Genomic DNA, 14,327 nt, shown 5'->3' on the forward strand with positions numbered 1-14,327 from the left:
ATAAACGATGAAAAGATGTGTGTGGGTTTTGTGTATACTTCCGGTCTTGTTTGATCAGCTGATTCAATCTAAGGAAACACAGGCTGGTTTGTTTTTAGACAACTTCCTGTGACGAAAAGTGCTGCTTTTTCTAAAATTTAACCTCATTTATCGTGATTTATCTTGTTGAATTTGTTGTGAGTTTTTTAGGTGCTCCTGAGTGAATTTCTAATCATCAATCAGCACTGGAAACGCTGGTTTTTACTTTTTGGCAAACGTCGTTTTATAAAAGCTTCATTTAGAAGCTTCACTTTCCGTACCGCCTTCCATCATTTAAATGAATTTAAAAAAATAAAAGGCGAGCCAGTCTCGCTGGAAATGTTTAGCTCATGCGCAATCGTTTACTCATTATTTCCGTTTTTGTTGTGGCTTCTTGTGGCTTGGCCTATGAGTTGATTGCGGGGGCTTTGGCCAGTTATTTATTAGGCGATTCGATTTTTCAGTTCTCCAGCATTATTGGCGCTTATTTGTTTGCGATGGGCGTTGGTTCGCATTTGTCTAAGTATGTGCCTGAGGAGCGGGTGCTGGATGTTTTTGTTGAAATTGAGCTTTTGGTTGGTTTGATTGGCGGATTTTCTGCGCTGATGTTGTTTTTGGCGTTTGGTTGGGTGATTGCGCCATTTCGGACGATGTTGTATGCCTTGGTCGTCATCACAGGGATTTTGGTCGGAATGGAGATTCCGCTGGTGATGCGGGTAATGAATAAGCAAAAAGTGGCGTTTTCTGAGCTGGTCAGTCAGGTGCTGACCTTTGATTATTTGGGGGCACTGGTGGTTTCGCTGCTGTTTCCGTTGGTATTGGCGCCTAAGCTGGGCATTTCACGCACGGCTTTGTTGTTTGGTGTTCTGAATGTGGTCGTGGCGTTACTGGCTGTGCGGGTGTTTTGGCATCAGTTGTCTCGACCCATGGTTCAAGTGTTGCGCGGCGGTGTGGCTTTGATACTCCTTGTTGGTGGGGTGGTGATGGCCGAGCGAATGGTGCATTGGAGTGAGCAGCAATATTTTGGCGACGAGGTGGTTTATACACAAAACACGCCGTACCAGAAGCTGGTCATGACACGTTGGAAAGACGATAGCCGCTTGTACATCAATGGCAACTTGCAGTTTTCAACTCGTGATGAGCACCGATACCATGAAGCGTTGGTGCATCCCGCGATGGCAAAGCTGCCCTGGGCGAAGCGAGTTTTGGTTTTGGGCGGCGGTGATGGTTTGGCGGTGCGAGAAGTGTTGAAATATCCTCAGATTGAGGAAGTGACTTTGGTGGATTTAGACTCTGCCATGACGGATTTGTTCAAAACCAACGCACAGATGGTTGCATTGAACCAAGGTTCATTGAATCATCCGAAAACACGCGTTATTAATGCTGATGCGGCGCGTTGGCTTGAGGAAAACAAAGGATTTTTTGACGCAATCATCATTGATTTTCCTGACCCATCAAATTTTTCGTTGGGAAAGCTCTATTCTGTGCCGATGTACCGAATGGTCAAAGAACATTTGGCTGACAATGGACTGGTCGTGGTGCAATCTACCTCGCCATACCATGCACCGCGCTCGTTTTGGTCAATCAATGCGACCTTAAAAGAAGCCAATTTTTATACCTCACCTTACCATACGTATGTCCCTTCTTTTGGAGAATGGGGCTTTATCATTGCTGCTAATCATCCTGACTATGAGCCGCCGACGACTTTTCAGGTGCCTTTGCGGTTTTTAGATGCGGAAATGACTCGATTGATGTTTCAGTTTCCTTTGGATATGAAGCCTTGGGACTCGAACCCCAATTATTTGAATACTCAAGAACTGGTGCATTACTTTGAAGAAGACTGGCGGCATGTGATTCGTTGAGTATTTTAACTGGTTTTTCATTTGTCTATTGAGTCCATTTTCCCATCACCCATGTCTATGAGCCATTCACGTCGTCGATTTTTAAAAACTGCTGCTGCGATTGGCCTCGGCGCTGGCGTGCTGGGCTACGAGCAATGGACGGGCAAACTCTCGCGCTGGGGTGTTCCGATTGATTTGTATTTGCCGGGTATGAAAGAAGGGCATAGGCTACGCGATAAGACGCCATTACCAGAACCGACTGAAGTCATGACAACAGGGGTAGTCATCGTTGGATCTGGCGCGGCTGGTTTGTTTGCTGCGTGGCGCTTACAGCAAGCTGGGCGTCGAGACTTTTTACTCATAGAAGGACCTGAGTTGGGTGGCAATATGGCGGGTGGGTCTTTTGATGGGCTGATGTATCCGCGTGGTGCGCATTATTTGCCTTTGCCCTCTATGTCTTCAAGGCATGTCCGTGAATTATTGTTTGATATGGGCGTGATTCAGACCGATCCTTTCTCAACATCGCCTGCTTATCGTGAGTCTGCGCTGGTTCATTTTCCGGATGAGCGGCTGTGGTTCAATCAGGCGTGGCATGAAGGTTTGTTGCCTAGCGAAGGGGTGAGCGAAGTCCATTTGGCACAGCAAACACGGTTTTTTCAGTATGTCGAAAAGCTCAAAACCACCATCGGACGAGATGGACGGCGTGCGTTTGATATTCCTTTAGTCTTGTCCTCTCAGGATGAGGAGTGGCGAGCTCTGGATCAAATCAGTTTTGCACAATGGTTAAGCCAAAAAGGCTACACCGCACCTGAGCTGCTCTGGTATTTAGATTACATTTGTCGAGACGATTACGGCATCGGTTCTGCTCAGACGTCGGCTTGGGCGGGTTTACATTATTTTGCCGGCCGTGATGGACGAGGTCAACAAAATGGACTGCCGTTATCTGGCGTGATGCTAACTTGGCCTGATGGGTTGGGAGCTGTGGCTCGGCATTTGGCTCAGAATCTGACCCTTGAGCAGCGCATCAAAGGTGTTGCGACTCGCATTCGTGAACATGAACAACAGGTGTCTGTCGATGTTTTGCTTGCAGACGGTAAAGTCTGTCGTATTCAAGCTGAACAAGTGGTGTGCGCCACGCCGCTGCATGTGGCAGCGAAAATCATTGAGGATTTTGCGTCTTTGATAGGTCAGCATTCGCTCGTTGAGCTTGAGCGCTCGGCGTGGCAAGTCAGTAATTTTCTCATGAAACGTCTACCAGACGAATCTACGCCGTCTAGTATGGCATGGGAAAATATTGTCTATGGCAGTCCTAGTTTGGGTTTTGTTAATGCCAGCAACCAATTAATCCGCCGTCATGTGGATGCGCCGGTGGTTTTGAGTGCTTATCATGCTTATGCTCATGAGTCGCCCACTCAGGCTCGTCAGCGATTGATCAAACAGGATGTGGATGAACTATTTGAAGTAGCTGCTCAAGATTTGAACGCGGTTTATGGCAAGCATTGGCTGCGCCAGTTGGAGCGTGTGGAGATTACTTTAAGAGGTCATGCCATGGCAAGTCCAACTGTGGGATTTCTCAGTCATCAGCGTTTGAATAGTTTGCGGAGCTTGGATGGGAGAATCATTTTGGCTCACTCTGACTTGAGTGGTTTGTCTGTCTTTGAGGAAGCTGCGTGGTGGGGCAATCGAGCCGCGAATGTGATACTGTCGCGATGAGTTTTCGTTGCGTTTTACTCGTGGAGCTAAAGTCAGAAAGACCATTGGCGACTGGTTTTTAACTTTTAATCAAAGTACCCATAGAGTACGCAATCAGTAACATAGACTCTGCCGAGATGATTCAGATAACTGGCTATCACTATTGATTCGGCCCGAATAACTCTGAATTGAGTAGAGGTTTTGCACGTGTCATGCCGTGGCAAACAACATCATCTTTTAACGAGGAGATTGCGGGGCAAGCCCGCAATGACTCAATAGTTATTTGGGCTAAATCAATAATAATTATCCATCTGTCAGAAAAAATAATAATCCACGAAAGTCTTTTTAATATTTGCCGTAAGAGCCCAATCTGAATGAAATGCCGTTGCCTCTCCAAAGACAAAGTCGATGTGTTCTAGGCGGTACGACATGTCGTTGTCTAAACTTTCACCTGAATATTGCCGTTGTTTATCGGTTGTGTTCATTTGCACCAAATAGGATAAAATGCCCGCCATGACACACATCTCTGAAACCGACCTCAAAAAAACCATGGACCAATTGGCCATGGGTGCTCTCCTGCCAACTAAAACTTGGTTTTATCGACAGGAGGGGCGCGTCTGTGGCCCGCTTTCGGCGTCAGGTTTTGCTGCACTTGTGCGCATGGGGTATGTTAAAAGTGAAGCGATGGTGTGGCAAGAGGGCGAACCTGAACGTACTTTATCTAAATTGCCTGACATGATGGCTTTGTCTGTCAGTCCTTTTGCGGGTATGCCTGAGCTGGTTAAGCCGATAGTGACCCCTGCACCTGTAGAACCCGAAATCTCCTTTAATAACCCACCGAGTTTTGTGTCGCGTTTCGCTGCATTGATGGTGGATTTGTTTTTGATTGGCGGTATGTCCATTGGCTTGTCTTTGTTGGTTGTGCCCTTTTTGTTTGGTTCGGGGTTGGGCAATAGTCTTTGGGCGCTATTTGGCTGCTGGTTTGCCACGGCCAGTTTGTATTTTGCCCTCAGCGAATCTGGTGCGCATGGTGCGACATTGGGCAAAAGGTTGATGGGTTTACGCGTTGTCTCTGAATCAAAAAAAACTGTTGGCTTGCTGCGGGGTTTGTGGCGTGGTGTGGTTAAAACTGCCTCTGTGGTGGTTTTACCGATTGCTGGTGTTGTGGTATTGAATTCTAAAGACAAACGTGCAGTACACGATATGTTGGCTCAAACTCGGGTGGTGAAACGATGAATAATGATTTCCAAGTCCTGTGGCAGGCTCATCTTTTAGAGGACAGTGCTGCGCATGCGCTTGATGTAGAAGTGGTGCATGCTTTATGGTTGTGGCTGGATGGGCGGCGTGCGCAAAATCTTTCGCAGTTCGGCTCAGGCAATGCGGCTGTTTATAGCGAGGCGGTTGAACGCAGCCATGGCGTGGCGCATCATCCCTGCATTGTTCGTATCCGAGAGCAGCTACAGCAAATCGTCTCGGTTCTGACTCAATCAGGGCGAGCAGACTCTAAGAGTAAGATGCGCGAGATTGACAAGGCATTTGCTACCACTTTATGGCATGAGCGCGAACTTAAAAACCTGATTACTGTGTCTGAAGGTCTCCGAGTTGTGTTGCAAGAAACGAAAAGTGACTTACATCACCACAGCGCCGCATTGAGTATTCGTCTGACCCAATGGCGTATTAGCAACACAGATAAAAATCCACTCAGTGATGACACGGTGCGCAACGACACCGCAGAGCGACGCGCACAGAATCTGTTGGCACTGATACAATCATGTCATACATCACAGTTGCAACTGTCACTGATGTACAACCAGATGTCTCGTTTGCTTGAAAATCTCACCACTTTGCGTCAAGTGACCTACCCGATATGGCAGCAGCAAGCGATTCACCAAACCATGGCGGATGACCAAGCATTCTTGACGTCGTTGCAGCAAACCTTAAACGCTGTGAAATAAGTATTGGTTAAAAAAACGTGGTGTAGAGGAGACTATGGTCTGAATTAACGCCTGTAAAAACCAGTTTCTTTGACTCCTTCAGTTGGTCATTGTTTGATTGTTCTCTAAACTGTCTGAGTATCTAGACAGACCTTTTAACCCAAATCACGGAAAAATGATTTTTCGCGTTCCCGTATTTCTTTCATTTATCGCAGGAGTCTGATATGAGCCAAGAACTCACCCCTACCTTGACACAAGTGGCACAACCTGTCCTTGCATCCGCTATGAGTTTGACTCCGATGACATTGGCCGAGCAGTATTTGACAGAGCTTAACCTGCCTGTTGAGCAAGCCGCCGAAGCGGTTGAGCTATCTAATCAAATTAGTCTGATTCCGAATGACAAAACGGCTGTTTCCTCCCTCGGGAAAGAGTGCTCTTCGCGCATGACCGCTTACGCCGATACCATCCTCTCTCAAATCAAAGTGGTTGATGAGCATGGGGTGCAAGACCGCTTGTCTGAGCTTGTTCTCAATGCCAAGTCTTTGAATCTTAAAGGTTTGGGGCGACGCTCGAGTGTTCCTGTTATCGGTGGTTTGATTGACAAGTTTATTTATAAAACCGACGAATGGAAGCTCCAATTCCAAAGCGTTGCCTCAAAAATCAACACCTTGCTTGAAGAGCTTAAAAATGGTGAGCGAAACATCATCACTCGCCAAAAAGAGCTCGATGGTTTATTTGATGCCACGGAGCACGAGTACAAACAGCTCGGGCTCACGATTGTGGCGGGCAAGGTCAAGCAAGCGGAGTTGGCGCAGTTGATTGCACAAGAAACCCTTAAGGTTGATGGGGATCAACTCAAAGCCCAGCATGTCAGCGACTTGCGCTCGCTTGCTGTGGTGCTGGATAAACGAGTATCGGATTTATTGGCTTTGCAAACTTCGGCGATGCAGACATTGCCGTCGATTCGATTGATTCAACACAACAACCAGTTACTGCTTGAAAAATTAAACAACGTTCGTGAATTGACGATTCCAGCATGGAAACGCCAGTTTATGCTGCTGGTCGCTTCGCAAGAGCAAGAAAAAATCGTTGAGCTTGTCAATGATGTTGATAAAACCACCAACGAGTTGCTCAAAAGCAACGCAGAGCTGCTTCAGCAAAATACATTGGAAACCGCTAAAATTAGCCAGCGCAGCGTGATTGACTTGGCCACACTGGAGCAAGTCCAACAAAGCCTAATCACCACCATCGAGGGAGTGAAAAGTATATACCACGAGGGAGCTGTACATCGTCAGGAAGCAGAACGCAAGATGATGGCTTTGCAAAAAGATTTGCGCGAGCGATTGACCAACCCTGCTAATCAGCCGTAGTGAGTGGTTTTGTCTACGAAAAAACCTTGCCGATTGGGCAAGGTTTTTTTTCATACTGATGGTTGTTTATTTTGAGGATTTGAGTTGTTGGGCGATGGCCCATTGTGCGGCGGTCATGCCAAAGCTGGCGGTAACCATGACGCTTGAGCCAAAGCCTGCGCAGTTTAAACCTTGAGGTGCTGATTCTGTATCGCAAGTACTGATGCTCGGGTAGCGAATGGCCTCGTCGGAGTAAAGCACGGCGACGTTGAGTTTTTTGACGGTTTTGTTTTTGCTGGTGGGATTTGTTTTAAGAATGGCGCGCAGCTTTTGGCGAATTTTCGCAAGAATCGGGTCTTGGATACTTTGTGAGAGGTCGGCGATTTGAATGCGCGTGGCATCAGTTTTACCCCCCGCAGCGCCACAAGTGAGCAGCGGTTGGCGACGGCGTTTGCATTCGATAATCATGGCGAATTTCGCATTGATTTGGTCGGTGCAGTCAAGGATGATTGCATCTGTGGGCAGCAGTGACAGATTGGTCTCATCAATAAACTCATCAATTTCAACAACACGGCAGTCAGGGTTGATGCTGGCAATTCGTTCAGTCAGTGCGGTGATTTTTGCCTTACCAAGATTGTCTGTGGTGGCTTGGACTTGGCGATTGACGTTGGACTCAACGACGTGGTCTGCGTCAATCAGCGTGAGTTGGCCGACTCCACAACGAGCGAGTGCTTCGACCGCCCATGAGCCGACACCACCCACGCCGACGACGCAGACATGGCTGTGTTTGAGATGTTCGGCAGTGTGCTCGCCATAGAGTCTGTCGAGGCCAGAAAAGCGACGTGATGTGTCGGTCATGGTGTTCTTTTTGTACAAAGCGTGATTTTAACACAGGGTGAATGAGGTAAAATAATGCCCTCACTAAAAGAGGTTTAATATGCTCAATTTAAACGAGATGCGCCAAGACTACCTGAATGCATCTTTGTCTGAGACTGATGTGGATGCCAATCCACTGATGCAGTTCGCACGCTGGTTTGATGAGGCCCAAGCCGCCCAAATACCTGAGCCGAATGCCATGACCTTGGCCACCGTCAATGAACAAGGTCAGCCATCAGCGCGCACGGTTTTGATTAAAGAGGCGCGTACCGATGGTTTTGTGTGGTTTACCAATTACGATAGCCGAAAAGGACACGATTTGGAGGTCAACCCCAAAGCCGCTTTGTTGTTTTTTTGGCAAGCTTTAGAGCGTCAAGTGCGCGTCGAAGGCGTGGTGGAACGAATCTCTGAGTCTGACTCGGATGCTTATTATCACAGTCGGCCAGTCAATAGCCGTCTTGGGGCATGGAGTTCCCCGCAAAGTGAAGTGATTGAGAGCCGCTCGATATTGGAAGCGCGGTTGGCTGATTTTAAGGCGCAGTTTGGTGATGAGCCACCGCGTCCGCCGAATTGGGGTGGCTATATTCTCAAGCCCACCTACTTTGAGTTTTGGCAGGGGCGTGCGTCGCGCTTGCACGACCGTATCGCTTATTGTTCAGATAATGCGGCTTGGCGTGTGGTGCGCTTGGCTCCTTGATTGTTGATGAAAGAGAATATGAATCCACAAACACAAGAATTGTTACAAGCTAAATTAAATTTAGAAACGGCGATGATTTCGTGGAAAGAGCTACAACGATTTTTTGCCACGGGTGTGGTTATCTGGGTTGATGATGCGCTTGATATGGTGGATGTGGCGTTGAAAATCTCCGAGGATGACAGCGCAGCTGTGGCTGATTGGCTCAATTTTGGACAGCTCGCTCGTGTGTCTGATGAGCAGGCTCTGCGGTGGTTTGAAGACGATGCTATGTTGTGGTCTGTCGTGGTCAAGCCGTGGATTTTGGTGCAAGAAAAACAATAAGTCATAAAAAAACCGCTTGGGTTGACCCAAGCGGTTTTTTTACGATAGGTGTTTAGACACGAATGTTGCCATCGCCAAAGACAATATACTTCAAGCTGGTCAAACCATCCAAGCCGACAGGACCACGGGCGTGGAGTTTGTCGTTTGAAATGCCGATTTCAGCACCGAGACCATATTCAAAACCATCGGCAAAGCGCGTTGAAGCATTTACCATGACAGATGAAGAGTCCACTTCGCGTAAAAATCGTTGGGCAGTGGAGTGGTTCTCGGTCACGATGGCATCGGTGTGTGCTGAACCATAGTGATTGATGTGCTCAATCGCTGCATCAAGGTTTGTGACAGTTTTAATCGATAAAATCGGTGCCAAGTACTCAGTACTCCAGTCATCCTCTGTTGCGTCAACCAAGTCAGTGAAGCCAGCGGCTTCTAATGTGGTTTTGGTTGGTGTATCAACGCGAAGCTCAACGCCTTTGTCTTGATAAATTTTGCATAAATCAGGCAACACTTGATCAGCGATTTCGCTATGTACGAGCAGTGTTTCCATGGTGTTGCACGGTGCGTAACGCTGGGTTTTTGCATTGTCACAAACTTTGATGGCTTTTTCCAGATCTGCCGCGACGTCCACATAAGTGTGGCAAATACCGTCAAGGTGTTTGATCATCGGCACACGCGCATCGTTCATGAGGCGTTCAATCAATGACTTACCACCGCGTGGCACAATCACATCCACATAGTCTGTCATGGTAATCAATTCGCCAACGGCAGCACGGTCGGCGGTGTTGACCACTTGTACTGCTGAAGCTGGTAAACCAGCATGCGACAAACCTTCTTGAACAATCTGCGCCAAGGCCTGATTCGAGTTTAGTGCTTCCGAACCACCTCTCAAAATGGTGGCATTGCCCGACTTGATACACAGCGCGGCTGCGTCAATCGTGACATTGGGGCGTGACTCATAAATGATACCGATGACGCCGAGTGGGACGCGCATTTGACCGACGTTAATCCCCGACGGCAACGGTTTGAAGTTGCTCATTTGCCCAATGGGGTCGGGCAATTCGGCGACCTGCTTGAGGCCTGCCACCATGGTGTGAACGGCTTTGTCAGACAATGTCAGACGGTCGATAAAAGCAGCATCCATGCCTTTGGATACAGCCGTTTCAACGTCATTAACATTGGCTGTTTTAAGTGCATCCATGTTGGCTTCAATCAGCTCAGCCATTTTGAGTAAGGCGGCATTTTTTTGGGCTGTAGAGGCACGAGCCATCTCACGAGAGGCGGCGCGGGCTGTTTTGCCCAATTCATGCATGTAGGTTTTTACGTCAGTCATGCTGCAAGGTCTTTATTTGGCAGCATTGGCTGTGCGGTAAAGCTCATCTTTGAGTTTGGCACGTTGCTGTTTCAAGGTGTGTAAAGTGGTGTCGTTGATGGCTTTAACGCCTTCTTCGTCTTGGGTAATTTGCGTGTCAATGGCATCGTGCTCTTCGAGCAGTTTTGCAAAATGAGCGTCTTCTTGCTTGAGTTGTTTGATTGTGTCAGCCAATTCTGGGAACTCGACAGCCAAAGCGTGGGGTAGGAGATTTGATTGCATGTGATTCCTTTTTTAGTTGGGTTTAAAGATTGATTATCGCACAACGGGTGTTATTTGTCTTTGTCGTGGCGGGTTGAAAAACCACATGGTTTATGCGGTTGATAAAAATTCTCATTTGCATTACAATGTGCATTGATTCATTTAACTAACTAAGGAGTATGCTGTGAAAAAATCATTGTCTCTTTTGGCGGTGGCTGTGAGCGCGTTGTTTTTGGTGGCATGTGGGGACAAGCCCGCCCCGAAAGCAGAAGAAAAACCCGCAGAAAAAACCGCTGAGGCAACCCCGTCTGTGCCTGCGGATGCTCAATTGGTGATTTATACCTCTCGCGCCGAACAATTGATTAAGCCAATTGCACAGGCGTACGAGAAAGAAACGGGTATCAAAGTGGCTTTTGTATCTGATAAAGAAGGGCCCTTGATGGAGCGTTTGGCAGCTGAAGGGGCGAATACACCTGCGGATGTTTTCATGACGGTGGATGCTGGTAATCTGTGGCAAGCCACACAAAAAGGGCTTTTGCAACCCATTGATTCAGCAGTGCTCAAAGCAAATGTGCCTGAACATCTGCGTGATCCTAAAAATGAGTGGTTTGGTTTGTCTGTGCGCGCACGCACGATTTTCTTTAACAAAGACAAAGTAAAACCTGAGCAACTCTCGACATACGAAGATTTGGCATCAGACAAATGGAAGGGCAAGTTGTGCTTGCGCACCTCTAAGAAAGTGTACAACCAGTCTTTGGTAGCGATGCTGGTAGCCGAAGACGGCAAAGAAGCGACAGAAAAAACAGTCAAAGGCTGGGTGGCTAATCTGGCTGCACCTGAGTTCGCTGATGACACCAAAATGCTTGAAGCCATTGCCGCTGGTCAATGTGAAGTGGGTATTGCGAACACTTATTATTATGGTCGCTTGGTCGAAAAAGACCCGAAATTTAACGTTGGTATCTTCTGGGCGAATCAAAAAGCCAAAGGCACGCACGTGAACGTCTCTGGCGCGGGTGTGGCGAAAAATGCCAAACACAAAGAAGAAGCTGTGAAGTTCTTAGAGTGGCTCTCATCTGAAAAAGCACAAGGCATGTTTGCAGACTCAAATTTAGAGTTCCCTGTCAACCCTAAAGTCAAACCGAACAGCATCGTGACGGGCTGGGGTGAGTTCAAACAAAATGTCATCAATGTCGCTCAAGCTGGTGCAGGTCAGGCCGATGCGGTGATTTTGATGGACAAAGCGGGTTACAAATAAACGAAATAGAAGTGATTTTTGTTTATATTGTTTATAATGTGTTTCGTCTGAACGGCTGGGAGACCAGCCGTTTTTTTGTCTGGCTTGCATATGAGCACAGCTTGTCAAGCTGATGATAGGCAGGCCAGCTTTGTATTTTTTGTTGCGGTTATGATTCGAGCATTACTCTCTTCGTTCAAGTTTGATAAAGCCGCGCTGGTTTTGCTGGTGCTGTGCTTACTCACGCTGGTACCGTTGCTTGTGGTGGTGTCTGGTTTGGGGCGAGCTGACCCTGCGATTTGGGCGCATTTGGTCGACAATCAATTGCCTACTTTGGTGCGCAATACGTTGGGGTTGGTTGTGTTGACCGCTGTTTTTTCGTTATTGATTGGCACATCATTGGGCTGGTTGGTGGCGATGCACGACTTTGCGGGGCGGCGTTGGTTGGAGTGGGCGCTGATGCTGCCTTTGGCTGTGCCTGTGTATGTGATGGCGTTTTCTCAGCTCGGACTATTTGACTACACTGGGCCGATTCAGACCTTGCTTCGTGGGTGGACGGGGGTGAATGTTCAGGCCTTCTTCCCATTGCGCAGTATGGTTGGCGTGTCACTGGTAATGAGTTTGGCGTTTTATCCGTATGTGTATTTGTTGGCGCGCAATGCGTTTAAGACCATGGGACAGCGTGCCTTAGAAGTCGGGCAGTCACTGGGGTATTCGCCACGCCGTGCGTTTTGGCGTGTCGCTTTGCCGATGGCGCGGCCTTGGTTGTTTGGTGGTGTGATGTTGGTGGTGATGGAGACATTGGCGGATTTTGGCGCGGTGTCTATTTTTAACTTTGACACACTCACGTCGGGTATTTATAAAGCATGGTTTTCGTTATTTTCGTTGCCGACAGCGCAGCAGCTGGCGGCGATTTTGTTGTTGGTGGTGTTGCTCGTGGTCGGATTTGAGCAATATTGGCGTGGTCGCCGCCGTTATGCGGCGGTGGGTGGTGCGTCAAAAAGCCGACGGGTTGTCCTAACTGGCTGGGCGGCTTGGCGCGCGAGCGTGTGGGCGGGTTGGGTGTTTTTACTCGCATTTGCGTTGCCTGTCGGGCAGTTGGTTGTGTGGGCTTTGCCCAGTTTGTCNGTGTGGTGTTGGTTGCGTTGTGTTTGAGCATGGCCAAACGTCGGACACATTCACCATTGGCCGCACCGTTGCAGACGCTTGCCACCATGGGCTACGCTGTGCCGGGTACGGTATTGGCGGTCGGGGTCTTTGTCCCTGTGGCATGGTTGGATAATGTTTTGCTTCAATACGTCTGGCACAATGCGGCCAGTGGTGCGATTCTCAAAGGCACGCTGTGGGTGATGATGTGGGCGTATGTGGTGCGTTTTTTGGCTGTGGGTTACTCCTCTGTGGATGCGGCGATGCAACGTGTGACGGTGAATCAGGAGCGCTCGGTGCGCTCGCTGGGCGTGAGTGGTGTGGCTTTGGTTCGACGCTTGTATTTACCGCTGATGCGCGGAGGGCTGTTGACCGCCATTATTATGGTGTTTGTCGATGTGATGAAAGAAATGCCGATTACGCTGATGACTCGGCCCTTTGGTTGGGATACGTTGTCGGTGCGGATTTTTTCTTTGACCACAGAGGGTTTGTGGCGTGAAGCGGCATTACCCGCTTTGGCATTGATTGTGGCTGGGTTGTTGCCTGTGCTGTATCTGGCGCGGCAGGATGAAGCGTAGGAGGCAAGATGTGGTTGGACGTTAAAGGTGTAGGCAAACGCTATGGCGATAAAATTGTGCTCGATGATTTGAGTTTTTCGCTCAAAATCGGCGACATTGCCTGTCTGCTCGGTAGCTCAGGCAGTGGTAAAACCACTGCGCTGCGTGCCATCGCAGGGTTTGAGCATGTGGATGCTGGTCAAATCTGCCTCGGTGAGCAAGTGGTCTGCGATGAGCGGACCTTTGTTCCCGCCCATGAGCGCAATGTCGGGATGGTGTTTCAAGACCACGCGTTGTTTCCTCATCTGACCGTGGCCGATAACATTGCTTTCGGCTTGTCTTGTTCAAAGGTGCAAAAGCAGCAGCGTGTCGAACGATTATTAGACCTCATCCACTTGCCACAGCACGCACAGTCTTATCCGCATGAGTTATCGGGAGGGCAACAGCAGCGCGTCGCGCTGGCTCGCTCGCTCGCACCACGTCCCAAGTTACTTTTGCTCGATGAGCCGTTTTCGAGTCTCGATGTGGAGTTGCGCGAGCGGCTGGCGCGTGAGGTACGAGAGATTTTAAAGGTAGAAGGTGTCACGGCACTGATGGTCACACACGATCAACAGGAAGCCTTTGCCATGGCCGATGTGGTTGGTGTGATGAATCATGGCCGCATAGAGCAGTGGGATGCGCCTTATCCTTTGTATCATGAGCCAAAAACCCGCTACGTGGCAGACTTCATTGGTCAAGGTGTGTTCATGACGGGGGTGGCTGAGAATGAAACGTGCATTGATTTGGAGTTGGGGCATTACTGTGGCAAAGAGGCGCATGGTTTCGCAGCGGGTCAAACGCTGAATGTCTTGATTCGTCCTGATGACGTGATACACGATGACCAAGCCGAACAAACGGCGGTGGTCAAATCCAAAGTCTTTCGTGGGACAGACTTCATCTACACGCTGATTTTGCCGTCAGGGCAAGAGGTGCTCGCACAAGTGCCCAGCCATCATCGCCATGATGTCGGAGAGGCGATTGGGATTTATTTGGATTTGGATCACTTGATTGCATTTGAAAAATAATTGTTAAAATACACCAATAGTTGAAAAAGAA

At 48.6% G+C, this 14,327-nt stretch carries 15 protein-coding genes; 11 read left to right on the top strand and 4 right to left on the bottom strand.

Going from position 1 to position 14,327, the window contains the following annotated elements:
- Window positions 1-368 precede the first annotated feature (368 nt).
- Both IE082_RS03350 and IE082_RS03355 read left to right on the top strand, forming a co-directional pair.
- A complete protein-coding gene (locus IE082_RS03350; RefSeq protein WP_189491564.1) occupies window positions 369-1,880 on the top strand; it encodes a polyamine aminopropyltransferase in 1,512 nt (503 codons plus the stop codon).
- A gap of 57 nt (window positions 1,881-1,937) precedes the next feature.
- The gene (locus IE082_RS03355; RefSeq protein ID WP_189491566.1) at window positions 1,938-3,572 is read left to right on the top strand and encodes an FAD-dependent oxidoreductase; all 1,635 of its coding nucleotides are present in this window, start codon (window positions 1,938-1,940) and stop codon (window positions 3,570-3,572) included.
- A 293-nt stretch (window positions 3,573-3,865) separates the two neighbouring features.
- Here the strand turns inward: IE082_RS03355 and IE082_RS03360 are convergent, their stop codons facing one another.
- The gene (locus IE082_RS03360; RefSeq protein WP_189491569.1) at window positions 3,866-4,066 is read right to left on the bottom strand and encodes a hypothetical protein; all 201 of its coding nucleotides are present in this window, start codon (window positions 4,064-4,066) and stop codon (window positions 3,866-3,868) included.
- Here IE082_RS03360 and IE082_RS03365 point away from each other — a divergent pair.
- From IE082_RS03365 to IE082_RS03375, 3 genes are all read left to right on the top strand, one after another.
- Window positions 4,065-4,787, top strand: a complete 723-nt coding sequence (locus IE082_RS03365; RefSeq protein ID WP_189491571.1) for an RDD family protein — start codon at window positions 4,065-4,067, stop codon at window positions 4,785-4,787. The two genes, IE082_RS03360 and IE082_RS03365, sit on opposite strands and share 2 nt — an antisense overlap.
- Window positions 4,784-5,506: a hypothetical protein gene (locus IE082_RS03370; protein WP_189491575.1), complete on the top strand. Its 723-nt coding sequence runs from the start codon at window positions 4,784-4,786 to the stop codon at window positions 5,504-5,506. The genes IE082_RS03365 and IE082_RS03370 overlap by 4 nt, the downstream gene beginning before the upstream one ends.
- A 203-nt stretch (window positions 5,507-5,709) precedes the next feature.
- Complete coding sequence (locus IE082_RS03375) at window positions 5,710-6,855, top strand: toxic anion resistance protein (RefSeq protein ID WP_189491578.1); 1,146 nt, start codon at window positions 5,710-5,712, stop codon at window positions 6,853-6,855.
- Window positions 6,856-6,921: 66 nt separating this feature from the next.
- Here the strand turns inward: IE082_RS03375 and IE082_RS03380 are convergent, their stop codons facing one another.
- A complete protein-coding gene (locus tag IE082_RS03380) occupies window positions 6,922-7,692 on the bottom strand; it encodes a tRNA threonylcarbamoyladenosine dehydratase (protein WP_189491580.1) in 771 nt (256 codons plus the stop codon).
- Window positions 7,693-7,771: 79 nt separating this feature from the next.
- Here IE082_RS03380 and pdxH point away from each other — a divergent pair, with 79 nt between their 5' ends.
- Complete coding sequence (gene pdxH, locus IE082_RS03385; RefSeq protein ID WP_189491583.1) at window positions 7,772-8,407, top strand: pyridoxamine 5'-phosphate oxidase; 636 nt, start codon at window positions 7,772-7,774, stop codon at window positions 8,405-8,407.
- Window positions 8,408-8,425: 18 nt separating this feature from the next.
- Entirely contained in the window at window positions 8,426-8,728 is a 303-nt protein-coding gene (locus IE082_RS03390; RefSeq protein ID WP_189491586.1) for a DUF2288 domain-containing protein, read from the top strand.
- Between the two features lie 52 nt (window positions 8,729-8,780).
- Here the strand turns inward: IE082_RS03390 and IE082_RS03395 are convergent, their stop codons facing one another.
- On the bottom strand, window positions 8,781-10,055 hold the full coding sequence (locus tag IE082_RS03395) for a glutamate-5-semialdehyde dehydrogenase (RefSeq protein ID WP_189491589.1): 1,275 nt from the start codon (window positions 10,053-10,055) through the stop codon (window positions 8,781-8,783).
- 12 nt (window positions 10,056-10,067) lie between these two features.
- Window positions 10,068-10,316, bottom strand: coding sequence for an HP1242/YdcH family protein (locus IE082_RS03400; protein WP_189491592.1), 249 nt, complete (start codon window positions 10,314-10,316; stop codon window positions 10,068-10,070).
- Between the two features lie 163 nt (window positions 10,317-10,479).
- Between IE082_RS03400 and IE082_RS03405 the strand changes: the two genes are divergently transcribed.
- The 4 genes from IE082_RS03405 to IE082_RS03415 all read left to right on the top strand — a co-directional run bounded on the left by IE082_RS03405 (window position 10,480) and on the right by IE082_RS03415 (window position 14,296).
- Complete coding sequence (locus IE082_RS03405) at window positions 10,480-11,550, top strand: extracellular solute-binding protein (RefSeq protein WP_189491594.1); 1,071 nt, start codon at window positions 10,480-10,482, stop codon at window positions 11,548-11,550.
- 150 nt (window positions 11,551-11,700) lie between these two features.
- Window positions 11,701-12,684: an ABC transporter permease gene (locus IE082_RS11200; protein ID WP_444542692.1), complete on the top strand. Its 984-nt coding sequence runs from the start codon at window positions 11,701-11,703 to the stop codon at window positions 12,682-12,684.
- On the top strand, window positions 12,681-13,253 hold the full coding sequence (locus IE082_RS11205; RefSeq protein ID WP_373295049.1) for an ABC transporter permease: 573 nt from the start codon (window positions 12,681-12,683) through the stop codon (window positions 13,251-13,253). Before IE082_RS11200 ends, IE082_RS11205 begins: the two co-directional genes overlap by 4 nt.
- A gap of 8 nt (window positions 13,254-13,261) precedes the next feature.
- A complete protein-coding gene (locus tag IE082_RS03415) occupies window positions 13,262-14,296 on the top strand; it encodes an ABC transporter ATP-binding protein (protein WP_189491596.1) in 1,035 nt (344 codons plus the stop codon).
- Window positions 14,297-14,327: the final 31 nt, after the last annotated feature.

Origin of the sequence: Formosimonas limnophila, from assembly GCF_014652675.1 — a bacterium.
GTDB lineage: Bacteria > Pseudomonadota > Gammaproteobacteria > Burkholderiales > Burkholderiaceae > Hydromonas > Hydromonas limnophila.